Annotated in this window: 24 protein-coding genes and 1 pseudogene; 10 read left to right on the top strand and 15 right to left on the bottom strand. The window is 61.8% G+C overall.

All coding sequences use genetic code 11. The features are described 5' to 3' along the window. Together LIX93_RS22305 and umuD are read right to left on the bottom strand one after the other, a co-directional pair. Positions 1–388, bottom strand: a pseudogene (locus LIX93_RS22305) (transposase); the annotation flags it as partial. A 66-nt stretch (positions 389–454) separates the two neighbouring features. Further along, a complete protein-coding gene (gene umuD / locus LIX93_RS22300) occupies positions 455–886 on the bottom strand; it encodes a translesion error-prone DNA polymerase V autoproteolytic subunit (protein ID WP_226506227.1) in 432 nt (143 codons plus the stop codon). A 99-nt stretch (positions 887–985) separates the two neighbouring features. On the opposite strand from umuD, the gene LIX93_RS22295 reads away from it, so the two are divergent. Next, entirely contained in the window at positions 986–1,675 is a 690-nt protein-coding gene (locus LIX93_RS22295) for an SOS response-associated peptidase family protein (RefSeq protein ID WP_226506236.1), read from the top strand. 651 nt (positions 1,676–2,326) lie between these two features. On the opposite strand, the gene LIX93_RS22290 is transcribed toward LIX93_RS22295, so the two are convergent. The 6 genes from LIX93_RS22290 to msrB all read right to left on the bottom strand — a co-directional run bounded on the left by LIX93_RS22290 (position 2,327) and on the right by msrB (position 9,613). Next, positions 2,327–4,519 carry an OsmC domain/YcaO domain-containing protein gene (locus LIX93_RS22290; protein ID WP_226506226.1) on the bottom strand — a complete coding sequence of 731 codons (2,193 nt, stop codon included), beginning with the start codon at positions 4,517–4,519 and terminating at the stop codon, positions 2,327–2,329. Between the two features lie 97 nt (positions 4,520–4,616). After that, positions 4,617–5,942 carry an MFS transporter gene (locus tag LIX93_RS22285; RefSeq protein ID WP_226506225.1) on the bottom strand — a complete coding sequence of 442 codons (1,326 nt, stop codon included), beginning with the start codon at positions 5,940–5,942 and terminating at the stop codon, positions 4,617–4,619. A gap of 245 nt (positions 5,943–6,187) precedes the next feature. Further along, entirely contained in the window at positions 6,188–6,613 is a 426-nt protein-coding gene (locus LIX93_RS22280) for a VOC family protein (protein WP_226506224.1), read from the bottom strand. Positions 6,614–6,782: 169 nt separating this feature from the next. Continuing rightward, positions 6,783–7,670, bottom strand: coding sequence for a LysR family transcriptional regulator (locus tag LIX93_RS22275; RefSeq protein ID WP_226506223.1), 888 nt, complete (start codon positions 7,668–7,670; stop codon positions 6,783–6,785). Positions 7,671–7,734: 64 nt separating this feature from the next. Further along, entirely contained in the window at positions 7,735–9,003 is a 1,269-nt protein-coding gene (locus LIX93_RS22270) for an aspartate carbamoyltransferase (protein ID WP_226506222.1), read from the bottom strand. Positions 9,004–9,082: 79 nt separating this feature from the next. After that, complete coding sequence (gene msrB / locus LIX93_RS22265; RefSeq protein WP_226506221.1) at positions 9,083–9,613, bottom strand: peptide-methionine (R)-S-oxide reductase MsrB; 531 nt, start codon at positions 9,611–9,613, stop codon at positions 9,083–9,085. A 372-nt stretch (positions 9,614–9,985) separates the two neighbouring features. Here msrB and LIX93_RS22260 point away from each other — a divergent pair, with 372 nt between their 5' ends. From LIX93_RS22260 to LIX93_RS22250, 3 genes are all read left to right on the top strand, one after another. Continuing rightward, entirely contained in the window at positions 9,986–10,210 is a 225-nt protein-coding gene (locus tag LIX93_RS22260; protein WP_226506220.1) for a YgdI/YgdR family lipoprotein, read from the top strand. A gap of 304 nt (positions 10,211–10,514) precedes the next feature. Continuing rightward, the gene (locus tag LIX93_RS22255) at positions 10,515–11,708 is read left to right on the top strand and encodes an MFS transporter (protein WP_226506219.1); all 1,194 of its coding nucleotides are present in this window, start codon (positions 10,515–10,517) and stop codon (positions 11,706–11,708) included. Between the two features lie 62 nt (positions 11,709–11,770). Beyond that, positions 11,771–12,541 (top strand): SDR family NAD(P)-dependent oxidoreductase, encoded by a 771-nt coding sequence (locus tag LIX93_RS22250; protein WP_226506218.1) that lies wholly within the window; start codon positions 11,771–11,773, stop codon positions 12,539–12,541. A gap of 50 nt (positions 12,542–12,591) precedes the next feature. On the opposite strand, the gene LIX93_RS22245 is transcribed toward LIX93_RS22250, so the two are convergent. The 4 genes from LIX93_RS22245 to LIX93_RS22230 form a co-directional block, all read right to left on the bottom strand. Next, a complete protein-coding gene (locus LIX93_RS22245; RefSeq protein ID WP_226506217.1) occupies positions 12,592–13,137 on the bottom strand; it encodes a hypothetical protein in 546 nt (181 codons plus the stop codon). Beyond that, the gene (locus tag LIX93_RS22240; RefSeq protein ID WP_226506216.1) at positions 13,134–13,652 is read right to left on the bottom strand and encodes a hypothetical protein; all 519 of its coding nucleotides are present in this window, start codon (positions 13,650–13,652) and stop codon (positions 13,134–13,136) included. Before LIX93_RS22240 ends, LIX93_RS22245 begins: the two co-directional genes overlap by 4 nt. After that, entirely contained in the window at positions 13,649–14,284 is a 636-nt protein-coding gene (locus LIX93_RS22235; RefSeq protein ID WP_226506215.1) for a hypothetical protein, read from the bottom strand. Before LIX93_RS22235 ends, LIX93_RS22240 begins: the two co-directional genes overlap by 4 nt. 203 nt (positions 14,285–14,487) lie before the next feature. Further along, positions 14,488–14,736 (bottom strand): hypothetical protein, encoded by a 249-nt coding sequence (locus LIX93_RS22230; RefSeq protein WP_226506214.1) that lies wholly within the window; start codon positions 14,734–14,736, stop codon positions 14,488–14,490. 197 nt (positions 14,737–14,933) lie between these two features. Here LIX93_RS22230 and LIX93_RS22225 point away from each other — a divergent pair, with 197 nt between their 5' ends. Next, positions 14,934–17,330 carry a DUF3772 domain-containing protein gene (locus LIX93_RS22225; RefSeq protein ID WP_226506213.1) on the top strand — a complete coding sequence of 799 codons (2,397 nt, stop codon included), beginning with the start codon at positions 14,934–14,936 and terminating at the stop codon, positions 17,328–17,330. Positions 17,331–17,477: 147 nt separating this feature from the next. On the opposite strand, the gene LIX93_RS22220 is transcribed toward LIX93_RS22225, so the two are convergent. From LIX93_RS22220 to LIX93_RS22210, 3 genes are read right to left on the bottom strand one after another with little or no spacing between them, the layout of a single operon-like run. Then, positions 17,478–18,971 carry an FGGY-family carbohydrate kinase gene (locus tag LIX93_RS22220; RefSeq protein ID WP_226506212.1) on the bottom strand — a complete coding sequence of 498 codons (1,494 nt, stop codon included), beginning with the start codon at positions 18,969–18,971 and terminating at the stop codon, positions 17,478–17,480. Between the two features lie 10 nt (positions 18,972–18,981). Next, on the bottom strand, positions 18,982–19,917 hold the full coding sequence (locus LIX93_RS22215) for a transketolase C-terminal domain-containing protein (RefSeq protein ID WP_226506211.1): 936 nt from the start codon (positions 19,915–19,917) through the stop codon (positions 18,982–18,984). Further along, a complete protein-coding gene (locus LIX93_RS22210; protein WP_226506210.1) occupies positions 19,910–20,743 on the bottom strand; it encodes a transketolase in 834 nt (277 codons plus the stop codon). The genes LIX93_RS22215 and LIX93_RS22210 overlap by 8 nt, the downstream gene beginning before the upstream one ends. A 347-nt stretch (positions 20,744–21,090) precedes the next feature. Between LIX93_RS22210 and LIX93_RS22205 the strand changes: the two genes are divergently transcribed. Genes LIX93_RS22205 through LIX93_RS22185 form a run of 5 tightly spaced genes read left to right on the top strand, consistent with a single transcriptional unit; the run spans position 21,091 to position 26,178 of the window. Beyond that, the gene (locus LIX93_RS22205) at positions 21,091–22,035 is read left to right on the top strand and encodes an ABC transporter permease (protein WP_226506235.1); all 945 of its coding nucleotides are present in this window, start codon (positions 21,091–21,093) and stop codon (positions 22,033–22,035) included. Positions 22,036–22,084: 49 nt separating this feature from the next. Beyond that, positions 22,085–23,014: a sugar ABC transporter substrate-binding protein gene (locus tag LIX93_RS22200; RefSeq protein WP_226506209.1), complete on the top strand. Its 930-nt coding sequence runs from the start codon at positions 22,085–22,087 to the stop codon at positions 23,012–23,014. A gap of 14 nt (positions 23,015–23,028) precedes the next feature. Next, positions 23,029–24,552 (top strand): sugar ABC transporter ATP-binding protein, encoded by a 1,524-nt coding sequence (locus LIX93_RS22195; protein WP_226506208.1) that lies wholly within the window; start codon positions 23,029–23,031, stop codon positions 24,550–24,552. A gap of 38 nt (positions 24,553–24,590) precedes the next feature. Then, a complete protein-coding gene (locus tag LIX93_RS22190) occupies positions 24,591–25,355 on the top strand; it encodes an SDR family oxidoreductase (protein ID WP_226506207.1) in 765 nt (254 codons plus the stop codon). A gap of 22 nt (positions 25,356–25,377) precedes the next feature. Next, entirely contained in the window at positions 25,378–26,178 is an 801-nt protein-coding gene (locus LIX93_RS22185) for an SDR family oxidoreductase (protein ID WP_226506206.1), read from the top strand. Positions 26,179–26,184: the final 6 nt, after the last annotated feature.

Genomic DNA, 26,184 nt, shown 5'->3' with positions numbered 1-26,184 from the left:
TACGCGTAGTAGCACGATCGGGTTACTTCAAATACCGAGCACAACAGATCAATCGGCTCTTGAGCCCGCAGTTGATCGATTAACGCGAACGCTCGTGTTCCTCGGCCATCAAGAGCGCGGTGGCCTTTTTTAAGATGGATTTTTCCCGTTCCAGCCGATTGATGCGGGCTTCGAGTTCCTGGATTTTTTGCTGCTCAGGCGTCAGGGCTTTGCTGGTCGGAGTAACACCGCCACGTTCTTGCTGGAGCTGGTTCACCCAACGACGCAAGGCCGACTCAACAAGCCCAAGCGAACGGGCTGCTTCGGTATGAATGTAGCCTTGGTCGAGCACCAGGCACGCCGCCTCGCGCTTGAACTCAGGGGTAAAGGTACGACGTTGCTTGGTCATCAGACACCTCTCTGTGTCGAGCATTCTCGCCTAAATGGGTGTCCGGTTTCATTAGACCACTACAGTTCATGCTCTGGCATGGTCGCGCACGCTGTATTTCACTACGCCCCAGATCACCAATTCGTCACCTTCCATCACATAACGCGGCGGATATTTGGTGTTCTCGGACTTGAGCATGACGTCGTTGCCCAACATGTGCAGGCGCTTGCACACCGGCTCGCTGTTGAGCGCGGCGATGACGATGTCGCCGTGCTCGGCGTACACACTGCGGTCGACGATGACTAGGTCGCCACAATAGATGCCCGCGCCCTGCATGCTGTCGCCCTCGATCTTGACCAGGTAGACGTGGGGGGCGCGGATGTCGAACAGTTCGTCCAGCGAGATATGCTTTTCGATGTGATCCGCCGCCGGCGAAGGGAACCCCGCAGGCACATGGAAAGAATAAAGCGGCAGCGGATCGCCGCCGGTCAGTGCGGGGCCGAGGATAGTGACACTCATGATGCATGCCTTGTGCGGATAAGCTGTATGTATATACAGTTAACGTTTTTGGCCGCGTGCGGTCAATCTCCTATGAGAAACATTTCGACGGGTGACACCATGTGCGGACGCTACTCGATCTACGAATCCATGGACCACTACCTCAAGGCCCTGGCGCCAGAGCAGTTGGTCATCAATGGCTACGACCTGTGGCCGGTCGCGCGTTACAACGTCGCGCCGACGACCCGTGTGCAAGTGATTCGCGCGGTAGAAGGCGGTTTGACCATCGACAAGGTCAAGTGGGGTTGGTGCCCCTCCTGGGCGAAGGACAAGCGACCGGCGCCCATCAATGCCCGCGTCGAGACAGCGATGACCGGCCGGTTTTTCAAGGAGCTGTGGCCTCACGGGCGGATGCTTGCACCGGCCAACGGCTGGTTCGAATGGGTGAAGGACCCGCTCGATCCAAAAAAGAAACAACCGTATTTCATCCGCCTGAAAACCGCGGAGCCGATGTTCTTCGCGGCGCTGGGCCAAGTGCGGCCAGGATTGGAGCCCCACGAGGGCGATGGCTTCGTGATCATTACCGCGGCCAGCGATAGCGGGATGGTGGATATCCACGATCGCCGGCCATTGGTGCTGGCACCTGAGATGGCTAGGGAATGGCTGGACCCGGAGTTGCCGGCGGCCAGGGCAGCGGAAATCGCCCGAGAAGGCAGTCGGCCGACGGAGGAATTCGAGTGGTTCAAGGTCAGCAAGGATGTGGGCAATGTACGTAACGAGGGGGCGTATCTGATCGAGTTGGCGGCTTGACGGTGGTTGGCTCTGAAATAGGGTTACGTTGTTGGGGGGGTTGGATTGGGGGGGTTCTGCTTTCGAGCCGGCCTTGGGGTTGCGGCCCCCGCCATTGGCCCTTCGCTTTGGCTCAGGGTGCCCGCGCTTCGACGCACAGGCGAGGGGCACGCCCCGATGGGCCTTCCGTGGCCCAACGGGGCTTAGCCGGCATCCATGCCGGCTATCCCCTCGCCAGTGCGTCGAAGCGCGGCCTGCTGGAAGGGGGCCGCAACCCCAAGGCCGACTCGAAAGCAGAACAGTGATATTTGTGTTGTTACTCCAAAAAGCTCTTTTTGGAGGGCACTTAAATCTCGGCTGGTCCTTTGCTGCGGGCCTGTGCGGCTCGCCCCTCCAGCAGGCCGCGTGGAGGTGCCTGAAGAGAGGGCGATCCCGGCAGGATGCCGGGTCAGGCGCGTTGGGCCAGGGATGGCCCATTGCGCCGTGCCCTCTCTTCAGGTGCCGGAACGCGGGCACCCTGAGCCTAAGCGAAGGGCCAATGGGCAGGGCGAGCCGCACAGGCCCGCAGCAAAGGGCCACTCGCCAATCTCCAACCCCCACATGCCAAACCACAAAGCCAAACCACAAAACCGAATCGCAGTCGCCAACTAAGATGAGCGCTCTACAACCCCTTCAAACCTCCCCGCCCCGCGCCGCGTGCAGCTTTTTATAACTGTCGATCAATCGCAAATGCCGATCCAGCCCTTCCAACTTCAAACTGGTGGGCGTCAAACCGTAAAACCGCACGCTGCCATCCACCGAACCCAACACCGCGTCCATCCGCGGATTGCCGAACATCCGGCGGAAGTTGACCTCGTAATCGGCCAACTCCAACTCGTCGTCCATGCGTACTTCCAACACAGCATTCAGGGCCTGATAAAACAATCCGCGCTCGGCAGTGTTGTCATTGAATTGCAGGAAGGCCTCGACCAGCTCCTTGGCGTCATCGAACTTCTTCACAGCCAGATAGATCAGCAGTTTCAATTCCAGAATCGTCAACTGCCCCCACGCCGTGTTGTCGTCGAACTCGATGCCGATCAAGGTCTTGATGTCGGTGTAATCGTCCAGCTCGCTCTCCTCCAGACGCTTGGCCAGCGCCCTGAGAGCCCGGTTGTCGAGGCTGTGCAAATTGAGGATGTCAGCGCGGAAAAACAGAGCCTTGTTGGTGTTGTCCCAGATCAGATCCTCTATCGGATAGATCTCCGAATAGTCCGGCACCAGAATGCGGCAGGCTTTTGCGCCGATATGCTCGTACACCGCCATGTACACTTCCTTGCCCATGTCTTCGAGGATGCCGAACAGCGTCGCCGCTTCCTGAGCGTTGGAGTCTTGCCCCTCACCGGAAAAATCCCACTCGACGAAGTCGACATCGGCCTTGGCACTGAAAAAGCGCCACGACACCACGCCGCTGGAATCAATGAAATGCTCGACGAAGTTGTTCGGCTCGGTCAACGCGTGGCTTTCAAAGGTCGGTTGCGGCAGATCGTTGAGACCCTCGAAGCTGCGGCCTTGCAGCAATTCGGTCAGGCTGCGCTCCAGCGCCACCTCAAAGCTTGGGTGCGCACCGAACGAGGCAAATACACCACCAGTACGCGGGTTCATCAACGTCACGCACATCACCGGATACTGGCCGCCAAGTGAAGCGTCCTTGACCAATACCGGGAAGCCCTGCGCCTCCAGTGCCTCGATGCCAGCGAGGATGCCGGGGTATTTTGCCAGCACGTCTTGCGGCACATCCGGCAGGGCAATTTCACCTTCGAGAATCTCCCGCTTGACCGCGCGCTCGAAGATCTCCGACAAACACTGCACCTGCGCTTCAACCAGCGTGTTGCCGGCACTCATGCCATTGCTCAGGTACAGGTTTTCGATCAGGTTGGAGGGAAAGTAGACCTCCTCGCCATCCGACTGACGCACAAACGGCAGCGAGCAGATACCGCGCTCTACGTTGCCCGAGTTGGTGTCATACAAGTGCGAACCCCGCAGCTCGCCGTCGGGGTTGTAGATCTCCAGGCAATACTCGTCGAGGATCTCCTTGGGCAGCGCATCTTTAGCGCCTGGCTTGAACCAGCGCTCGTTCGGGTAATGCACGAACGCCGCGTTGGCGATGTCCTCACCCCAGAACTGATCGTTATAGAAGAAGTTGCAATTGAGCCGCTCGATAAATTCGCCCAATGCCGACGCCAAGGCGCCCTCCTTGGTCGCGCCCTTGCCATTGGTGAAACACATCGGCGATTGCGCATCGCGGATATGCAGCGACCACACGTTGGGCACGATATTGCGCCACGAAGCGATTTCGATCTTCATGCCCAGGCCGGCCAGGATCCCGGACATATCGGCGATGGTCTGCTCCAGCGGCAGATCTTTACCGGCAATAAAGGTGCCCGCGCCGTCAGTGGAACCGGGGATCAGCAACGCCTGGGCATCGGCGTCGAGATTTTCGACTTCTTCAATGATGAAGTCAGGCCCGGTCTGCACCACCTTCTTGACCGTGCAACGCTCGATGGAACGCAAGATGCCTTGGCGATCCTTGGCGCTGATATCCGCCGGCAACTCGACCTGGATCTTGAAAATCTGCTTGTAGCGGTCCTCGGGGTCGACAATATTGTTTTGCGACAGGCGGATGTTATCGGTAGGGATATTGCGCGTGTTGCAATACAACTTGACGAAGTAAGCCGCACACAACGCCGACGAAGCCAGGAAGTAATCGAACGGACCGGGGGCCGAGCCATCGCCCTTGTAGCGAATAGGCTGATCGGCCACCACCGTGAAGTCGTCGAACTTGGCTTCAAGTCGAAGGTTGTCGAGAAAATTGACTTTGATTTCCATGCGGAATTACCAGAATGACGAGCAGATAAATGGCCGCCATTATCCGTTTTTTCCGCAGGAAGTCACTGACCGCTGGTGCCACCTCCCTCCCCTTGGCTCAATCGTGGGTGTTCGCGCGCGCATACAGGCGCGGCGCAATGCCCCAAAGAATCAGCACCACCGCCAGCACGCTCACCGCACACAAGGCAAACAGCGCCGGGGTCGCGGTACCGGTCAGGTCCTTGATACGCCCCACCATGAACGGCGCGATGATCCCGCCCAACTGCCCCAGCGAGTTGATCAGCGCGATACCCGCTGCCGCGGCCAGGCCGGTAAGAAAACGCGGAGGAATGGTCCAGAAGATTGGCATCCAGGCAATGATGCCGGTCATGATCATGGTCATGCCGATCATCAGCGCCAACAATTGCGCGGGAAACAACGCGCACACCAGATAGCCCGCGGCGGTGAGGCTGGCGCAGCCCGCCATGTGCCAGCGGCGTTCGCCATGGCGGTCGGAGCTGGCGCCGATCAGCAGATTGCCGATCACCGCACCCACGTAAGGAATCACCGTCAGCAGGCCGATATTGACGGTGTCCAGTACGCCCGCGCTCTTGATCAACTGCGGCATCCAGAACAGCAAGCCGGTCAGCGCCATCACCAGACATAGGTAAATGGCCGACATCACGTAAGTGGCAGGCTCCTTCCAGACGTCCTTAAGAGTCTGCGGCGTCTGCGGTTGGGCCTCCTTGGCCATGCGGTCGAGCACCACCTGTTTTTCCTGAGCGTTGAGCCAGGTGACATCCTCGATACGGTCCTTGACCCGCCACAACACCACGGCGCCCGACAACACCGACGGGATGCCCTCAAGCAGAAACAACCAGCGCCACCCGGCCAGGCCCATGGCACCGTCAAAGTGCGCGAGGATCAGCCCGGCAATCGGCCCGCCGACGATGCCACACAGGCAAATCGAACTCTTGAAATAGGAATTGACCCGTGCCCGCCGCGTATTCGGGTACCACTGGGTGAAGAAATACAGCACACCAGGGACGAACCCCGCCTCCATCACGCCGATCAGGAACCGCAGCGTGTAGAACCAGAATTCAGTCTGCACGAACATCATGCACGCCGAGGCAATGCCCCAGGACACCATGATCCGCGCGATCCAGATGCGCGCGCCGATCTTGTGCAGAAGGATGTTGCTGGGCACCTCGAACAGGAAGTAACCAACGAAGAACAGGCTGGCGCCCAGGCCATAGACCGTCTCGCTGAACCCCAGGTCGCTGGCCATCTGCAGCTTGGCGAAGCTGATATTTACGCGATCCAGATAGGCGAACAGAAAACACGCGATGAACAGCGGCACGATGCGCCAGCTGACCCGGCGGTAGATGCTGTCTTCCAGCGAATCGGCGTCGACTTGAGCGACCGGGATAGCGGTAGCGGTCATGGTGCGCACCTCGATTATTTTTATGGGGTGAGGCTGTTGCTGCTCGAGTGGCTAGCGCGCAGGCGCTGCCATTCGATGCACATGACCAACTATATAGTAATACTATTTACCCTTACAATTCATTTTATGGATCTATAAAACGACGTGAAACCTATTTAGTAAGACAATATAGGAAAATTTTTGGCCCTCGTCGAAATAACGCGCCGTCGCGCTGCTGGCGACGGTCGTTCAGAGGTTACCGGGCGTTACTTGGCAAACAACAGGCTCATGTCCTTGAACGCCTTGAATTCCAGGGCATTGCCGCACGGATCGAACAAAAACATCGTCGCCTGCTCGCCGACCTGGCCCTTGAACCGCACATAGGGTTCGATCACGAACTGGGTTTCCCGGGCCCGCAGGCGCTCCGCCAAAGCTTCCCACTGATCCCACTGCAGGATGATGCCGAAATGCGGCACCGGCACATCGTGGCCGTCGACCGCATTGGAGTGCACCGATTCCTGCGAGACGGTTTTCGGATGCTCATGGATCACCAGTTGATGACCGTAGAAATCGAAGTCGACCCACTGCTCGCTGGAGCGTCCTTCGGACAGGCCGAACACGTCGCCATAGAAGTGGCGCGCGGCGGCGAGGTCATACACGGGAATGGCGAGGTGAAAAGGAGAAAGGCTCACGGTGGGTACCCTGTCGGTGTTTTTCGTGAGCCGATTCTTGATGAGATGGCGCCGCCAGGAAAGCGGATATCTTGCGTTCTGAGCAACGATATTTTTGATCAATCAAGGGTTCAAGGCGGTTAGTTGCACCCATAAAGCTCGGCAATGCGCCAGGACCGGGCGCGCCGCATTACCCACCTTTTGCCGCCTGACGCGCCATGGCGTCTACCACGCAGTTGCGAAACAACGAAAACAGCGCCCCATGGCGTTGATGGTATTTGGCCAACAGCACGATCTCGCGGTAGAACGTCAACTTGCCCAGGTCGATCACCCGCACGTCAGAGGCATGTTCCAGCCACAGCCCGGCCATCGGCACCAGTGCCACGCCAAGCCCACTGCGGACCATCTTGGCGATGGCATCCAGCTCGTCGAGCTCCAGCGCGTGCTGGACATTGAGCTTGTGCTCACGCAAGAACTGCGTCACCAACCGCCCCCCGAACGAGCCGCGGTCGTAGCGGATCAGCGGCTGCTCGCGCAGGATCTGCAGCGGGTCGCCTTTCTTCAGCGCTTTAGGGGTGATCAGCACGAAGGGTTCGCGAGCGATGACCTCGGCATGCAGATCCTTGGGCAGCGCGAAGGGAGGATTGATCAGCATGGCGAGGTCGACTTCGCCGGCATCCACCTGACTGAGCAGGTTCAGGGACACGCCCGGCACCAGCGTCGCTTCAATGAACGGCGCCTTGGCTTTAAGGGCCACCAGCACCTGCGGCAGGATGCCGGTCTGCACAGTGCCGATGGCGCCGATGCGCAGCGCGCCGCGGTAGTCGTTGGCGCTGTCCGGTGCGCCCATGCGCAGGAACGTCTGAAGGATCTCCTCGGCCAGCGGCACCGCGCGCAGGCCCGCCGAATTGAGCGTCGCCGCGCGCCCGGTGCGATCGAACAGCTTGACGCCCAAGGCTTCCTCGAGATTCCTGATCTGCGCGCTGACGGCCGACTGCGTCAGCCCGACCTCCTGCCCCGCCGCCGCGAACGTGCCGCGCCGGGCGACGCTGATGAAGGTTTTCAGCTCTCGTATCATCACTGGGCCTGATTGAATGGCGAGGGCGAAGTATGGAATAGCGTCCGGCGATTAGCGATAGCGCTTATTGATCGCTGTACGGCACTTCATCCTCCGGCGCCAGATACACCGGCACCCGCCAGCCCACTTCCCGCAACGAGTGAGGCACTTGATCCTGAACCCCCAGCAGCGTGGCAAATATGGCCATGCGTACTGCCACGCCATTGTCCGTCTGCTTGAAGATCGCCAAGCGTGAATCGCGATTCAAGTCGACGCTCAGGTCATTGGCGCCCGGCCGAGAATCCCTTGGCAGCGGGTGCATGATCAGGGTGTCAGCACCGCAGTAACGGTTGACCACGGCCGAGTTGATCTGGAAGTCGGCGCTATAGCCTTCCAGCGTTTCTTCCTGCGCGAAGCGTTCCTTCTGAATGCGCGTGGCGTATACCACGTCCGCCCCGGCCAGTGCCTGGGCCAGGTCCTGGGTCTGCTCGATATGATGGCCCTGGCCGGCGAGTTTCTCGATCAAGGCGCTGGGCATCATCAGCGACTCGGGCGACACGAACGTCAGGCGCAGGTTGCGGTACAGCGCCAGCAGTTTGCTCAACGAGTGCACGGTGCGACCGTATTTCAGGTCGCCGACGAAGACGATCCTGGCGCCATCGATCAACTTGCTGAAACGCGAGAATTCCCGTTGGATGGTGTAGAGATCCAGCAGCGCCTGGCTGGGATGCTCGCCCGGGCCATCGCCGGCATTGATGACCGGCACATGGGTGGCCTGGGCGAACTCGGCCACGGCGCCCAGCTCGGGATGGCGCACGACGATGGCATCGGCGTAACCGCTGATGACCCGACTGGTGTCCTGGATCGACTCGCCCTTGGCCATCGACGAGAACGTGAAGCCGGTGGTATCGCATACCGAGCCACCCAGGCGAGCGAAGGCCGCGCTGAAGCTCAAGCGAGTACGGGTGCTGGCCTCGAAAAACAGGTTCGCCAGCACCGCACCGTCCAGCACCCGTGTGGTTTTCTGCCGGCGGGCGATCGGCTGCATGATATCGGCGACGCGCAGCAGGTCTTCGACCGAATCGCGGGTGTAGCCGTCTACCGATAACAGGTGATGAGCCCGTTCGGAGTTGGCGGGCTGCTGCTCTACGCTCTGCGGGGCAGGTGCCAAGCCCTTCAGGAGTTCGAGGATGAAGCGCCTGGCGATGTCCGGCATCTTGCGCATTTCCGTCGAATGATCCGGCAGCATCCAGCTATCCAGGGCGCGACGCGTGACACCCAGGCGCTGTGAAAGCCCATCGCGGGTGAGATTCAAACGACGCATGGCGTCGCGGAGGATGACTTGCTGAGGCATGCTGAACCCAACCTGATATACACGCTGCGTATTCTGTTCGGGTTTATCCAACAGTTCAAGTGTATATGCAGCCGGCAAATCAGGCGGCCTTCGCCTCGAACTTCATCGCCAGGCCATTCATGCAGTAGCGCAGGCCCGTGGGCCTCGGCCCGTCGTCGAAAACGTGGCCCAAGTGGCCACCACACCGGGCGCAATGCACCTCTTGGCGCAACACGCCGAAGGACCGGTCGTCACTCACGCCCACAGCCTTGTCCAGCGGTGTCCAGAAGCTGGGCCAGCCGGTGTGACTGTCGAATTTGCTCGCCGAGGAGAACAACGCCAGCTCGCAGCCCGCGCAGGCGAATGTGCCATCGCGGTGCTCGTCGTTCAGCGGGCTGGTGTAGGGGCGCTCGGTGTCCGCTTCGCGCAGCACCTTGTATTGCTCGGGGCTGAGGATCGCGTGCCACTGCTCGGTGGTGTGGGTCACTTCGAATACCTGCGCGGCGTCGGCCTGGCTGACCAGCCCGGCGCCGCTGGAAAATAGCCGTGGGAACCCGCCGCTCAGGGCCAGCGCCCCCAACCCGCCGCCTGCCACCATGCTGCCGAGCAGAAAATTACGCCGTGAGTACATGGTCTTTTCCCCTGTGTGGATACCCGCTGAGACACATAGAGTAGGACCACGGGGATCGCCAAATCCTCCTTGAGAGTTAAACGATCTGTGATAACTCGGGGGTGCTCTTTGTGAGGATTGCCGGCGAAGTTGCGCGCACTGGATCAAAGGGGTTGAGTGGCGCTGGCGAAGCTGGCCCGGCACCCATAGCCCACTGACCTACCGCCTGTCGCATAAATAGCAATATGCCATCACCCAGGGAGAACCAAAGATCAGCCGTTGTCGTAGATAGGGTTAGCGGGCCGCGATTACACGGAAACACTCGGTCAGTACACCTAATGATTAGGAGGCACCCGCTCAGCGCTATTTCTCCCCCACATTAAGGTACGACCCATGAAAATCGCAATGTTCTGTTCGGCAGCCATCCTCTCTCTCCTCGCTGGCTGCGCCTCCAACCCCGCCGGCTCTGTCGGCGCCGTGTTCCACACCGCTTCCGGGCAGCACATCACCGCCGCTACAGCACCTGAATACAAAAATGGCCGCTACCAGTTCGTCGACGCTGCGGGCACGAAGCAATCGCTCTACCTCTCGCAGGTGACGTCCGTTTCCCATCGCTGATTGCCGGTGACGATAGCCGATGCCGACAGCTGCTCGGCACCGGCATCGGCACGCCAGCAGGCCAGCAGGCCAGCAGGCCAGAAGCGAACCTGGCAAATGACCGCCCCCGTTGCGAACATGCCGCCTGGCACGACAGGCAGCGTCGTCAGCCTCGATGTAGTGCAGACAGAGCGTCACCCCAGCCGCCTCCGCCAGGCCGCGCAGCCAGAGACGACCTGCAATTTCCTCCCCCGCTACACGGTTGCCACCTTCGCCCCGTAATGCTACAACCCGCTGGCCCTCCTCCCCTCTGCCCGGCCCCTTGATGAAACCCATACGCGATTACGCAGGCTACGTCGTTGTCATAGCGCCGCTGATCAACAGTGTATCGGGCATCGCCATCGACCTGTTCGCGCCCAGCATGCCGGCCATCGCCGCGCAGATGCAGGTCAGCGACTCGGTCATGCAAAGCAGCATCTCCATCACGCTGGTGGCCTACGCGCTGGGTCAGCTGATTTTCGGGCTGATTGCCGACAGTCACGGCCGCCTGAACGCTTTGCTGCCGGGGATGGCGATGTTCGTGCTGGCCAGCCTGCTGGCGATGGTCGCCACCGATATCCAGACCTTTTTGCTGGCCAGGGCGCTGCAAGGCTTTGCCATCGGCGGTAGCCAGGTCGCCTCGCGGGCCATGCTGGTGGACACCGTCAAGGGCGAGCGATTCATGAACGCGGTGGTGTACATGAGCCTGGCATGGGGGTTGGGGCCGGTGCTGGCGCCCTTTATCGGTGGGCTGATCGAGCAGTACGCGAGCTGGCGCTGGAACTTCGCACTGTATGCGGTCTATAGCGGGGTGCTATTGATCGCGAGCCTGCGGTTGCGTGAGTCGCTGGCCCCCGAGCACCGGCGCAGCATGAAAAAGTCCGTCGCCGGCTACGGCCTGATTCTTGGCCACCGGGGTTTCCAATGCGCGGTGCTGGCCATGGGCAGCAGCCAGGCGATGTTTCTGGTCTGGAACATCGTCGGCCCGTTTCTGGTGCAACGGGATTTGCATCGCGGGCCAGGGTTCTTCGGGCTGACGGCGCTTGCGGCGGGCCTTGCCTATTTGCTGGGCACACTGACCAATCGCTGGCTCATGCGCGCCTGCAGTGTCGGCCAGCGCATGGTCGCAGGCCTGGCGATTTCCGCGACCGGTATCTTGCTGATGGCAGTGACGCCGCTGTCGTTGAATGTGCCCTTGATATTGTCCGGCATTCTGGTGGTCAACTACGGCCAAGGGCTGCTGTATTCCAACATCGTTGCGAAAACGCTCATGCTGTTTCCGGATCGCGCCGCCACCACCTCCAGCCTCATGGGGTGCACGATGATGCTCTGCGGCGCCGCCGGGGCGATGCTGACCGGTTACCTGGATTTCGACCGTAATCTCACTGCCTTGATGCTGTTTGGTGCACTGATGGCCGTGCAGATTTTGGGGGTGATCCCGCTGCGCCAGCCAGTGCCCGTCGCTGCGCCCCACACCTGAACCTGGTGGCCTGACCCGATGTCGTATCACCACTCCCCGTCATGCTGGCGTATAGGTACTCCATGAATCTGCTCCCCGCACTGCACGACGACGCTCACGTTATGGTATGTGGGGCCAGTCAAGGTATCGGCTTGGCCCTCTGCGCGGCGCTGCTTGCTCGCGATGACGTCGCTCAGGTATGGGCCGTATCGCGCGCAGCCACTACCTCCGGAACGCTGGCAACGCTGGCTGATCAATATGGCCATCGTCTGAAGCGAGTCGACTGCGACGCACGCAGCGAACAATCCTTGCAAGCACTCGCCAGCGAAGTTATCGAATCATGCGAACATCTGCACCTGGTGATCAGTACGCTGGGCATCCTTCATCAGGACGGCGCCACAGCAGAAAAGGGCTTGGCGCAACTGACGCTGGCAGGCCTGCAGGCGAGTTTTGCGACCAACACCTTTGCCCCCGTGCTACTGCTTAAACACCTGCTCCCGTTACTGCGCAAACAGCCTTCAACCTTCGTGGCGCTCTCCGCGAGGGTGGGTTCTATCGGCGATAACCGGTTGGGCGGCTGGTACAGCTACCGGGCCAGCAAAGCGGCGCTCAACCAACTGCTGCATACCGCCAGTATCGAATTGAAGCGCCTCAACGCTGCGTCTACCGTGCTGGCGATACACCCGGGCACCACGGACACGAAGTTGTCGCAGCCCTTTCAAGCGAACGTACCAGATGGCCAGCTCTTTGAACCGGCGTTCTCGGCAGATAGGATTATCGAATTGGTGAGTGCACATGGACCGTCCGATAGCGGAAGCTTCTGGGCCTGGGATGACCAGGCCATCGTCTGGTGAAGCATTCGGTCACCGACATCAAGCTGAGCATTGATCTGTGCTGATTACCTTCAGCGAGTGGTAAAACCTCTAGCACCTGCCGCCTGCGCAGGTGCGAAAGGCACCACCCGATCTCGCTCCATGTCCCGCAGCAAATCCCCAAGCATCTCGCGCCGATTGACTGTGACACTTGACGGAACGTACCAGGCCATCACGCTCGACCCATCACGGACGTAGGTGTAGTGCTTGAGCAGGTGACCATCTTTTCGGATGTCGCCTGAAAGGCCGTCGTGGTAGTGATACGGCAACGGCAGCGTGAACAGCGTCAAAACCCCGAGGAAAACCTCCGCTATGTTGGCCGGCACATGGCTTTCGCTGATTTCCAGGCTATAGCCGTTGGGGTTGTAGCCGCCATCCAGAAACGAGAACGCTCCTGTGCCCTTGAGCGCGCTGACCAGTTGGGCCTGGTCGTCTTCCTGAATCCGAAGATACACAGGCGGTAACACCAGGTTCATGGGCACGTACTGTTCCTGCGCCTTGTAGTCGAGTGTGCCCAGATTGGTCTCGCAGCCACCTAACATCAGCACTAGGGGCGCAACGATCAGCAGGCGCTTCATTGGGTATACCCCACGCTCGGCAGCAGGTGGTCGCGCTGCACGTCGGCGGCGAATGCCTGGCTGATGCGGTCCAGGTTCTGCCCTTGCATTTCGCTACCCTGGTCCAGCAACCAGGTGTATTTGCGCGTGACATTTCGGTAATGGTATTGCTTCAAGGCCACATCGTCGTGCATCAGGGTGTAGTCGATTTGCGTGTCATACGTCTGGGGTATGGGGATCAGAAACAAGGTGGCGACGGAGAGGAAAAGCAGCGGTGTGGAAATGTCGCGAGTGCTGTCAAGGCGCGCGCGCACGCTGTAGCCGCCAGGCGCCGCCGCTCCCGCTTCCACGGTTCGGAACACACCGGTTTCACGCAAGCTGTTGCGCACATTGGCCGCATCGAGGGGCGAATCGACCATGACGTGGATAGGTGCCAGGTAGTCCTGGCCGTCGGGCGCCGGGCGCTCGGGCAAGGTATTGGTCACCGTGCAGCCGGTCAACAGGGTCGATCCCAGAGCAGTCAGAATGTATTTCATGGCATTACCCGCGCGGCCGGAAGAATGTAAGGTCGGGCGTTGTCGAGGTTCAACGGCAGGGCTTGCAGGCTCGGCAGGCCCGGGACCTGGAGCTGGGCAATGGCTTGATCGCGGCGACGTTGGTCACGCCACAGGTAAGTACAACCGGACGAGGCAACGCAGTAAGAACGAAATTCGCCCAGGTAGTACGCCTTGCCAGCTGCCAGGCGCAGCGGCAGGTTGAATTTTTCACGCGGTGCCTGCGACCGCGACAGCGTGCCTACCCCCGAGACTGACTCCAGTGTCGAGAACCGTGCGTCATAGAGCTCGTAATCGCCGGGCTTGAGTGCCAGCACGAAAACACTGGCGCTGCCGCTGTCCTTGACGTCCTGGGGCGTAAACCTGTCGAGCTGCCGGTGCCAGACCGCTGCCGCTCCATATTCGGAGCCGCGCTTGCGCAATAGCAGTTGCTGATCTTGCCAGGTAGCACTGGCAGCGTTGAGCGGGCCAATGGCACCCACGAGGTAGACCACCGGCTCACCGGGCTTGGGTTGCAACGGCTCGCTGACCACCGAAGCAGGTTGCGTGATGCACCCGCTCAACGTGGCGGCCAGTACAGAAAGTGCGCAAAGCGCCAAAGGACGGAACAACATGATAATTCCTGGCAGAGGGACAACGCGGCCAGGAATCAACACCAAGGGCTCCCTGCCACGGCTTGGACGGTGCAAGCGGGAAGCAGAGTAATTGCATAGATGGCATAGCGCCACTAACTTTACGTTCAGGTTTCAGATCGGCCGTCCCATGCACGACGAACGAGGCCAGGGGTGCGAGTCACACCAGACGAGCCGCCAAGTACTCACTCCGGATCGATCGGGCCTGTCATCGCCGTGAACTGGCTCTGCTTGTGCTGAACCTTGTCGAGCACTTCAGGCGGGGTCGACTCGCGGAACACCACCATGTGGCCGACTTCCTTGCCGCCCTCGGTCACCCGGTCGATCTCGTTGATCATCCACGTTGTCAGTTCATCGGCGGTAATGCCCAACTCTTCAGCCACGCGCTGGTGGAGGCGCTCGGCGTCGCGATGGTTGGAAGGGTCGTGGTTCATTGTGCTTGCTCCTTCAGGGGTGGTTAAGTTCAGTCCACACCGGGGCTCGACAGTTCAGTTGCGGTTCAATCCGCAACCCGGCAACTTAAAGGCGATGCAGGCGCGAGATATCCGCTTTGCTGTACCCTTGCGCACCAGGGTGCCACCGGATGGTCTCTTTACCCGCCATCGCGCTCAACGCCGAAGAGAGAATCAGCATGTTCAACCGTTTATCATCCGGGCTGCTCGCCCTGATGTTGCTCTGCATTACCCTGCCAGTCTGTGCTCAAGCTGCTAGCCCGACGCCTGCGGCCAGCAGCGCTGCCAGTGTCAGCGACTCTGCGGACCAGGCCGAGGCACCGACCCTGGACGCGCTCAGCGATCAGCTGGATCAGATTCGCCAGAAAGTCACGGTCAGCGCCAATGACGACCTGCTCTCGACCCTGCGCCAAGGCGCGCTGCAGGTGCAGAAGCAAGTCGATGATCTGTCTTCCCAGCAGGCCACGGAGCTTGAGCACCTGCAAGACCAGCTGAAGATCCTCGGCCCGGTACAGCCCGATGAAACTCCAGCGTTCAGCGCTCAGCGCAGAACCTTGACGGCGCAGCAGACCGCGCTGGTCAAGGACCAAAGCCAGACCACTGCCCTCGGCCAGTCAGCCCGCGACCTGGCGACCCAGATCGTCAGTCTGCGGCGCAGCCTGTTCGACTCGCAGATCAGTACCCGTTCGGCCAGCCCGTTGAGCTCGGCGTTCTGGTCCAGCCTGATCCGCCCGACCGACGACGACCTGGGCCGCATCCAAGGGCTGATGGACGATGTCCGCGGCGTGTTCGCCACGGCGCTGGCGCCCGGCAAGCGGATGTTCTTCGGCACGGTGGTGATTGCTGCGCTCGTATTGTGGGTGGCGGGCCGGCGCTTGCTCGAGCGGTTGCTCATCTGGGCCATGATCCGCTGGCTGCCCGAAGGCCGTCTGCGCCGCAGCGCGCTGGCGCTGGCCGTGGGCCTGTCGACCATCGTCACCATTGCCGCGGCCACCTCCCTGTTGCGCTGGGGCATTACCAGCAACGCGGTGCTAAGCGCCGATGTCGTCAACCTGCTCGGCCAGTTGCAGACGCTGGTGATCTTCTGCGCCTTCATCGTCGGCCTGGGCCGCGCGCTGTTGATGGTCGCGTACCCGTCGTGGCGCTTGCCGCACATCCCTGATCCGATCGCGGCCGCTCTGGGCTACTTCCCCACCGTGCTGGCACTGGCGCTGCTGATCATCGGCACCCAGGAGCGGATCAACAGCGTGATCGCCAGCACCCTGGCGCTCACGGTGGCGGTCAACGGCCTGACAGCGCTGGCCATCGCGCTGGTGTATATCTTCGGCCTGCTGCGCTATCGCCGCACCCGCCGCCGCCACGAGCTGGCGCGTCCCGCTGGCGTGACCGGATTGCTGCCTTTCATCGCGGCCGTATGGGTGGGATTCAGCCTGCTGGCGCTGTTGGGCGGCTACCTGACACTGGCCTACTTTCTGGCGGTCAAGCTGCTGTGGATGAGCGCCGTGGCAGCCACGGCCTATCTGCTGATCGCCTTCTTTGGCGACCTCTGTGAAACCCTGCTGTCGCCGAAGTTGCCGGGCGGCCTGGCACTGGGTTCGGTGCTGGGCTTGTCCGAGCGCCACCAGGCCCAGGCCAGCACGCTGCTGGCAGGTATCGGGCGCACGTTGCTGCTGGCTACCGCGCTATTGCTGGCGTTCCTGCCATCGGGTTCGAGCCCTGGCGAGTTGCTCGAAGGCTTGACCCAGGTCGGCCTCAGCGACAAACCGTTGGGCAACCTCAACATCCTGCCCGGCGACATCCTGCTGGCCCTGGTGCTGCTGGCCGCCGGCCTGCTGAGCCTGCGCGTGCTCAAGGAATGGCTGGGCGAAAGCCTGCTGCCAGAAACCAACCTGGACGCCGGCATGCGCGCCTCGCTGGTGACGCTGGTGGGCTACGTGGGCATGGTGTTGCTGGCGGGCGTGGTGATGTCGACCTTGCATATCAGCCTCACCAACCTGACCTGGGTGGTCAGTGCGCTGTCGGTCGGGATAGGCTTTGGCCTGCAGGCGATCGTGCAGAACTTCATCTCCGGGCTGATCCTGCTCACCGAACGGCCGGTCAAGGTGGGCGACTGGGTCAGCCTGGCCGGGGTCGAAGGCGACATTCGCCGGATCAACGTGCGCGCCACCGAAATCCAGATGTCGGACCGCTCCACGGTGATCGTACCCAACTCGCAGTTCATCACTCAAAACGTGCGCAACGTGACCATGGGCAACGCCCTCGGGGTCGTCGGCATCACCCTGACCCTGCCGCTCGACACCGATGTCATGCAGATCCGCGAGTTGCTGCTCAGCGCCTTTACCGAGCATGAAGCGGTGCTCGACACGCCAGCGCCCTCGGTCTCCTTCAAGGACCTGACTACCACCGGGCTGATCATCAGCGTGAGCGGCTACGTCAACAGCCCCCGCTCCGTTGGCGGTACCCGCAGCGACCTGCTGTTCACCGTGCTGGGCCGCTTGCGCGATGTCGGCGTGGCCCTGTCGACCCCGCAAAGCATGGTGCTGATCAGTGAGGACCCGAGCAAGACGGCGGTTTGACAGGGAATGGCGGGCGCCAAGGCCTGGACTTTGGCGCCAGTCGCAGGCGCTACTGCCGGTCGAATAGCAGCCTCGCGGCTTAGGCTGCCAGGGCGTTGAAACAGACCGCTTTCGGCCAGTTCGCATCCGAGCGGCGGCGCGTAATCGCTACACCACCAACGCCCGCCGCAACGCCTGTTGCCACGCTTCGTACTGCCCTTGCAACGCCCGATGCGGGTTAGGCTCGAAGCGTTCGCGGGGGCGGTCCAGCGCCAGCAGCGCATCCTGATCAGTCCAAAGGCCCAAGGCCTTGCCCGCGAGGTGCGCAGCGCCTAACGCCGAAACTTCCGGTGAAAGGCTGCGGATGACCGGACGACTCAGCAGGTCGGCGAGAAACTGCATCAGCCAGCGGTTGCGCGTAGCACCGCCATCGACCCAGATCTCCCTGAGCGGCTCGCCGATATCATGTTCCATGGCCTCGAACACGTCCCGTATCTGGTAGCCGATCGACTCCAGTGAAGCGCGCACGATATGGGCTCGCGAACTGGCTTCGGTCAGGCCGCAGATCACCCCGCGAGCATGCGCCTGCCAATGCGGCGCACCGAGCCCGGACAGCGCGGGGACAAAGTACACGCCGCCGTTGTCAGGTAACGCGGCGGCCTGCTCGGTCAGCGCGTCCAACGAATCGGCGCCGGGTGCGTCACTGGCTAGCAGCTTTGCCGCCCACTGCACGGCCGCGCCGGTGTGGACGATATTGCCCTCCAAGGCAAAGGTGGGCGCGCTGCCGTCGTGCCAAGCCAGCGTGGTCGACAGGCCGTGGGCTGAAGCCAGCGGCCCCGCCATGGGCGTCATCAATGACGAGCCGGTGCCTAGCGTGGCCTTGACCCGCCCGGGGACAAAACCGCCCTGCCCATACAGCGCGGCATGGGAGTCACCGATCATCGACAGCACGGCAACCCCGGCTGGCAGTGTACCCAGCGCCACGGTCTCGGCAAAAAAGCCCGCGCTCGGTAAAATTTTCGCCAGCGCCTGACGGGGGATGCCGAACAGCGCCAGCAATTCGTCGTCCCAGTCACCGGTGTGCAGGTTGTAGAGCTGCGTGCGCGCCGCGTTGGACGGGTCGGTGGCAAAGACCTGGCCGCCGCTCAATTTCCACAGCAGCCAGCTGTCTACGGTGCCCAGGCAGATCTCGCCTGCGGTGGCGCGGGCATGGCCATCGGACAACTGGTCGAGCAGCCAGCGCATTTTGCCAGCCGAAAACATCGGGTCCAGGGTCAGGCCGGTCTTGGCGAGCACACCGGCTTCGTGGCCTTGCGCATGCAACTCGGTGCACAAGGGCAGCGAGCGTCGGCATTGCCAGCTGACGCAGGGGGCCAGGGCGGCGCCTGTATGCCGGCTCCAGGCCAATACCGATTCACGCTGATTGCTGATGGCCAGGGCATCGACGGGGCACGCCACCTGGGCCAGGCATTCCTCGATGCTGGCCAGGGTGCTGGTCCAGATCTCTTCTGGGTCCTGCTCGGAAAAACCCGGCTGCGGGTGGCTGAGTCCCAGGGGCCTGGAGGCCCGCGCGACCACTTGGCCATGCAGGTTGACTAGCACCGCCTTGGCGTTGCTGGTGCCTTCATCAATAGCCAGAATCAAGGGCGTGCGATCGCTCATTTCATGGCCCTCAGCACAACCGCAACGCGGCGGCAGCAATACCGGCGGCATCGATGCAATGCAAGGCCCGGGTGGCCTCGCGCCCCCCTGCGGCGGCGTACTCGCCGTCGGCGATACCCAAGCGAATCAGCGGCACGCCCAGCCCGGCCTCGGCCAGCACTTCAGCGACCACGCTGCCGACGCCGCCATTGATGTTGTGCTCTTCTACTGTCACCACCCCGCCCTTGCCGGTGAGCGCTTCAAGCAGTGCTTCCCGGTTCAGCGGCCGAATCGAGGACAGGTTGACGACCTGCGCGGCCACGCCCTTGTCGGCGAGCAGACCGGCGGCGTCGACAGCCTCATGCACCACCGAACCAAGGGCAACGATCGTCACGTCGGCGCCTTGGCGCAGCACGTCGACCTGACCCGCAACGAATCGGTAATCGCTGCTGTGCAACGACGGCAGCGGCTTGCCATCCAGGCGGATATACACCGGGCCCACATGGCGCAACGCGTAATCGGCAATCTGCCGGCATTCCAGGGGATCGGCCGGGGCAAAAATCTGCACGTTGCCAAAGCCGCGCATCACCGAAATATCGTCGATGCTGTGATGGGTGCTGGCCAACGGGCCGTAGCTGGCACCGGCATTCAGGCCGAACATCTTGACGTTGGCCTGGTTGTAGCACACGTCTACCTTGATCTGTTCATTCGCGCGGGAAATCAGAAAGGGCGCGGCGTTGCAGGTAGCCGCCACCTTGCCGCCCAAGGCCAGACCGGCGGCCACGCCCACCAACGTCTGTTCGGCGATACCAACGTTGATCAGGCGCTCGGGGAAACGCTTGACGAAGGGGCTGATCTTGGCCGTCGAGGTGGAATCGCTGACCACGGGCACCAGGTCGATGCCGGCGTCCACGGCGGCGATAAAGGCATCGGTCATGATGGTTGCGAAATGCTCGGCTTCAGACATGGCTCAGTTCCTCCAGCGCAGCGGCGATTTCATCGCCTTTGGGCACCCGGTGGTGCCATTCGGGACGCGCTTCGATAAACGAAACACCCTTGCCCTTGACGGTATGAGCAATCAATACCTGCGGCGCACCACTGCGCCCCTGCATGGCCTCCAAGTGCTCGATCAACTGCGCCGGATCATTGCCGTCACACTCACTGACGGTGAACCCGAACGCCGCCCATTTCACGTCCAGCGGGTCGAGCGGCATGATATCGGCGGTCAAGCCCGCGAGTTGCAGTTTGTTTTTGTCGACGATCACGAAGAGATTGTCGAGCTTGTATTTGGCCGCACACATGGCCGCTTCCCAGTTGGAGCCTTCGGCCAACTCGCCATCCCCGGTCAACACATAGATGCGCCGTTGGCTGCCGGACATCTTCGCCGCCAGCGCAAGCCCCACCGCGACCGGCAAGCCATGGCCCAGGGCACCGGTGTTGAGCTCGATGCCAGGGGTTTTCTGGCGGACCGGGTGGCCCGGCAGGTGTGAATTGAAGTGCTGGTAGGTCGCCAGCCAGTCAAGTGGGATGTAGCCCGCCTCCGCCAGGGTGCAATACAAACCGCCGACACCATGGCCTTTGCTCTGGATATAAACATCACGCTCCGGGTCCTGGGTGCGTTCAGGCGCCACGTCGAGTATCCGAAAGTACAAGGTGGCGAGGATGTCCGCTTCCGAAAGGTCAGCACCGGTGTGACCACCGGCTGGGGAGTTGGCATTGAGGTGGATGATGTGCTGCCGGATCAACCGGGCTCTTTCGCGAATCTGCGTGGCGTCGTACCGGAAACCATTCATGAACTGTCCCTCGTGAGCTGCCTCGCGGGGGCGGCAGCAGGATCGCTTTATTGAATATTTATTCAGTTGTGCAAATATATTTAGGCGCCTTTTTTTTCCGACGGTCAAGAGGTGGCTCGGATAATTAAATTGCTTGACAATCATCCACCGCAGGCCGAACCTGAATTGAAATTCAGCCACGCATATTTATTCAGAGCTGACAAAGCCGCTGGTTTTACCGTGCGGCGGGCATGTCAGAACCTGTACTCCAAAAAAAATAATCAGGAGAACACCCCGTGGACGGTAACGTTTCGGTTCCTAATTCCGGCACCTCTGAATCGGCCGGCAAACGCGCCAGCCGCTCACGTCTGGTCAAACTGCTTCCCAACAACATCGGCGGGCCGCTTATTGGCCTGGCATTGCTGGTGCTGGTCTTCTCCTTCAGTTCCGACTACTTCTTCTCGGTTCGCAACGGCCTCAACATCCTCGACCAAGTCACCGTGCTGGGCATTCTCGCCCTAGGCATGACAGCGGTGATCGTGATTGGCGGCATCGACCTGTCGGTCGGTTCGGTACTGGCGTTTTCGATGATGATGCTCGGTTGGCTATATCAGGACGTCGGCGTGCCGCTAGGCCTGGCCATCGTGCTTGCGATTGGCACCGGCATGCTGGCAGGGCTGGTGTCCGGGCTGATGATTTCCTATGCCCGCCTGCCCGCCTTCATCGCCACCCTGACGATGATGTCCGTGGCGCGCGGGCTGGCCAATATCCTCACCGAGGGCCGGCAGATCGTCGGGTTTCCGGACTGGTTCACCGCGTTGGCCACGGTGCGGCATTTCGGCTTTCTGTCCGCCACTGTTGGCCTGTTTCTGCTGCTCTCTGCCGGTGCCTGGGTGTACCTGCGCTACCGTGCCGGAGGGCGCAACCTCTATGCCATCGGCGGCAGCGCCGAGGTAGCGCGTCTGTCGGGCATCAAGGTGCGCAAGATTACGCTTTGGGTCTACGCCCTGAGCGGCGCCCTGGCCGGTATCGCTGCGGTGACCATGGCCGCGCGCCTCGACTCCTCGCAGCCCAGCGCGGGCCTGACCATGGAGCTGGACGCGATTGCTGCCGTGGTCATTGGCGGCGCCAGCCTGAGCGGTGGTGTGGGTGGCATCGGCGGCACCCTGGTCGGCGTATTGATTATCGGCGTGCTGCGCAACGGTCTGAATCTGCTAGGCGTTTCGCCATTCATTCAGCAAGTCGTGATCGGTGTGGTGATCGCCCTGGCCGTCACGCTCGACACCCTGCGCCGCCGTAACGATCGTGCATAGCACTCGCCTCATACCCGTAGCACCACAATAAAAACCAGGAGTCATTGCCATGTTCAAGACCCGTAAACTGCTGCTCGCCTGCGCCCTCTGTGCTGCCACCGTTGCCGCCGGCACCGCCCAGGCCAAGGACCTGACCATTGGCCTGGCGGTCGCCAACCTGCAGGCCGACTTTTTCAACCAGATCAAACAATCGGTAGAAGCCGAAGGCAAGGCCAAGGGGGTGAAAGTCATCACGGTCGATGCCCAGGGCAACTCCGCCACCCAGGTTAGCCAGATCGAAGACCTGATCACCCGCCAGATCGACGTGCTGATCTATATTCCGGCCGGCGCCACCGCCGCCGGTGTGCCGGTGAAAGCAGCCAAGGCGGCGGGTATCCCGGTGATCGCCGTCGATCGCAACGCGCCGGACGCACCGGGCGACACCTTTATCGCCAGCGACAGCGTGGCCGGCGCCAAGGCCCTGGCCGAATACGTGGGCAAGGTCACCCAAGGCAAAGGCCGCGTAGCCATTTTGCAAGGGCAGATCGGCACCACCCCGGAAAACGACCGCGCCAAGGGTTTTGATGAAGGCCTTAAAGCCTTTCCCGACCTCAAGGTGGTTGCCCAGCAGCCGGCCGAGTGGGCTCAGGACAAAGGCTTCGCGGTGGCCCAGGACATGCTTCAACGCGACCCCAACATCACCGTGTTCTTCGGGCGCGCCGATGCCATGGCGTTGGGCGCCGCCCAGGCCGTCAAGGTCGGCAACCTCGACCACCCGGTGACCATTGTCGGTTTCGACGGTGACGCTGCTGCGCTCAAGGCCGTTGCCAGTGGCGTGCTGCAAGCCACCATGACCCAGCAGACCCAAGCCATGGGTCGCCTGGCGGTGAGTTCGGCCATTGACTTCAAGGCCGGCAAGCCCGTGCCCAAAGAGCAATTGCTGCCCGCCGTGTTGACCACCAAGGACAACGTCGAGCCCTTCATCAAACAGCACCCTTGAGCCGGACGGTGACCATGCACGCCCTCACAGCAGACGTTACTGAATCATCGACGACCGGCGAAGCCGCCCTGTGCCTGCGCAATATCGGCAAAAACTACGCTGGCGTGCAGGTGCTGGCGGGGATCGACGCCGACATCCGCCCCGGCGAAGTCCTGGCCCTGCTGGGTGAGAACGGCGCCGGCAAGTCGACCTTGTCATCGATCATCGCCGGCGTGGTGCAGCCCGATGCGGGCGGCAGCATGACCTGGCTCGGACAGCCCTATGCCCCAGCCACTCCAGGGGCCGCACTGGATGCCGGGATCGGCCTCATTCATCAGGAGATTCGCCTGCTGCCCGAGCTATCGATCGCCGAAAATATGTTCGTTGGCCGACTGCCCATGCGCAACGGGCGGGTCGACCGCGAATACATCGAGGCGCAAGCCGACAAGCAATTGCAACGCCTGGGCCTGAATGTGCCGGCGTCGCGCAAGGTCGCCGGGCTGAGCGTCGCCGCCCAGCAACTGGTGGAGATCGCCAAGGCCCTGACCCTCAAGGCGCGCCTGCTGATTCTCGACGAACCCACCGCAGCGCTCGGTGGCGAGGAGACCGAGCTGCTGTTCAAGCAGGTCGAGCGGCTCAAGGCTGAAGGCGTTTCGTTCATCTACATCAGCCATCGCCTGGAAGAAATCGCCCGCATCGCCGACCGCGTGCTGGTGTTGCGCGACGGCCGGCAGATTTCCGTGCATGCCACGGCCCAGTTGCCAGTGCGCCAGTTGGTCGAGGAAATGGTGGGGCGCAGCCTGGAGCGGATTTTCCCGAAGATGACCGAGCCGTCCGCGCGGGTAGTGCTGCAGATCAAGGACCTGACCTGCCGTGAATTCGCCCTGCACGGTATCGACTTCAGCGTGCGAGCCGGCGAAGTTTTCGGCATCGCCGGGGTGGTCGGCGCCGGGCGTACCGAGCTGGTACGGGCCATTGCCGGAGCAGCCCAGAACATCCAGGGCCACCTGCAGCTCGAAGGCCAGGACCGGCATTTTGCCAACCCTAATGAGGCGATCCAGGCCGGCGTGGTGCTGGTGCCCGAGGATCGTAAACAGCAAGGCGTGATCGTCAGCCACCGCATCGAAGACAACCTCGCCTATGGCAACACCGATTTGATCGAGGGCAAGGGCTGGGTGATGCCGGCCAGCCTGCGCGATTTCGCCCTCAAGGCCGTTGCTCGGCTAGGCGTCAAGGGCCAACCTGAACAGGCGGTGTCGAACCTTTCGGGCGGTAACCAGCAGAAGGTCGTCATCGCCAAGTGGCTGGCGCGCAACCCCAAGGTATTCATTCTCGATGAGCCGACCCGCGGCATCGACGTCGGCGCCCGCGCAGCCATCTACGAGGTGATCGCACAGCTGGCGGCCACCGGCATGGCGGTGATCGTGGTCAGCTCCGACCTCGACGAAGTACTCGGCCTGTCGCATCGAGTGATGGTCATGAGTCGCGGCCGGCAGATGGGCATTCTTGAGCGCGGGCAGGCCACGCCGGTGACCGTCATGGAGCTGGCCACGGCCTGAGCCCTCCCCCTACAAAACCAACAAATAACGGAGCCTGTATGCAAATTTTTCGACTCGATGGGCAAACCGCATTCGTCACGGGTGCCGGTAGCGGCATTGGCCAGGCCATTGCCGTGGGCCTGGCCCAGGCGGGCGCCGATGTGGCGTGCTTCGACCTGCCCGGCAGCGCCGGGATTGGCCAGACCGTAGAACGCATTCAGGCGTTGGGCCGTCGCGCCTTGGCCATGAGCGGCACGGTGACCGACAAGGCCAGCCTGGAGGCCGCTGTAGCCCGCTGTGAAAGCGAATTGGGCGAGCTGAGCGTGGCGGTCAATTGCGCAGGCATCGCTAACGCCCAGGCCGCCGAAGAGCTGACGCTGGAGCGCTGGCAGAGCATGCTCGACGTCAACCTAACGGGCGTCTTCCTCAGTTGCCAAGCACAGGCGGCGGTGATGCTACCGCGCGGCAAAGGCGCCATCGTCAACATTGCCTCGATGTCCGGCAGCATCGTCAACCGCGGGCTGCTGCAGGCCCACTACAACACGTCCAAGGCTGGGGTCATCCATCTCAGCAAAAGCCTGGCCATGGAGTGGGCCGACCAGGGCCTGCGGGTCAACTGCATCAGCCCGGGCTACACCGCTACGCCCATGAACTCGCGCCCGGAAGTCGCCGAGCAGGTAAAAATCTTCGAGCAAACCACGCCGATGGGACGCATGGCCGCCGTCGAGGAGATCGTCGGCCCGGCGATCTTTCTGGCCAGTCAGGCCGCGTCTTTCTGCACCGGCGTCGACCTGATCGTCGACGGTGGCTTCGTCTGCTGGTAAGCCCACCTCAGGAGTGCATGACATGTCGCAACGATTCACTGGCAAGACCATCGTCATCACCGGCGCCTGCCGCGGCATCGGTGCCGGCATCGCCGAGCGCTTCGCCCGGGAAGGGGCGAATCTGGTCATGGCGTCCAACGACTTGGCTCGTGTGACCGCCACGGCCGAGCAGATCGCCGGCAGGCATGGCGCACAGATTTTGGCGCTGGGCGTCGACGTTACCGATGAAGCACAGGTGGTGCAGATGTACGCTGCCGCGTTCGAGCGCTTCGCCAGCATCGACGTGTCGGTGCAGAACGCGGGCATCATCACCATCGACCACTTCGACAGCATGCCCCGCAGCGACTTCGACAAAGTGCTGCAGGTCAACACCACCGCCGTCTGGCTTTGCTGCCGAGAAGCCGCCAAGTACATGGTCAAACAGGGCAGCGGCCGGCTGATCAACACCTCCTCCGGCCAGGGCCGCCAGGGCTTTGTCTACACCCCGCATTATGCGGCGAGCAAGATGGGCGTGATCGGCATCACCCAGAGCCTGTCGCTGGAACTCGCGCGCCATGGCATCACCGTCAACGCCTTCTGCCCAGGCATCATCGAAAGCGAGATGTGGGAGTACAACGACCGTGTATGGGGGCAAATCCTTAGCACCGAGCACAAGCAATACGCCAAAGGCGAGCTGATGGCCGAATGGGTCGGCAATATCCCCATGCGCCGCGCCGGCAAACCCGAAGACGTGGCAGGCTTGGTGGCGTTCCTGGCGAGCGACGACGCCGCCTACCTGACTGGCCAGGCGATCAATATCGACGGCGGCTTGATCATGTCCTGATTTGTT

The organism is Pseudomonas sp. MWU16-30317 (genome assembly GCF_020515695.1).
Lineage (GTDB): Bacteria > Pseudomonadota > Gammaproteobacteria > Pseudomonadales > Pseudomonadaceae > Aquipseudomonas.
This window is presented reverse-complemented; position numbering and strand designations above follow the sequence as displayed.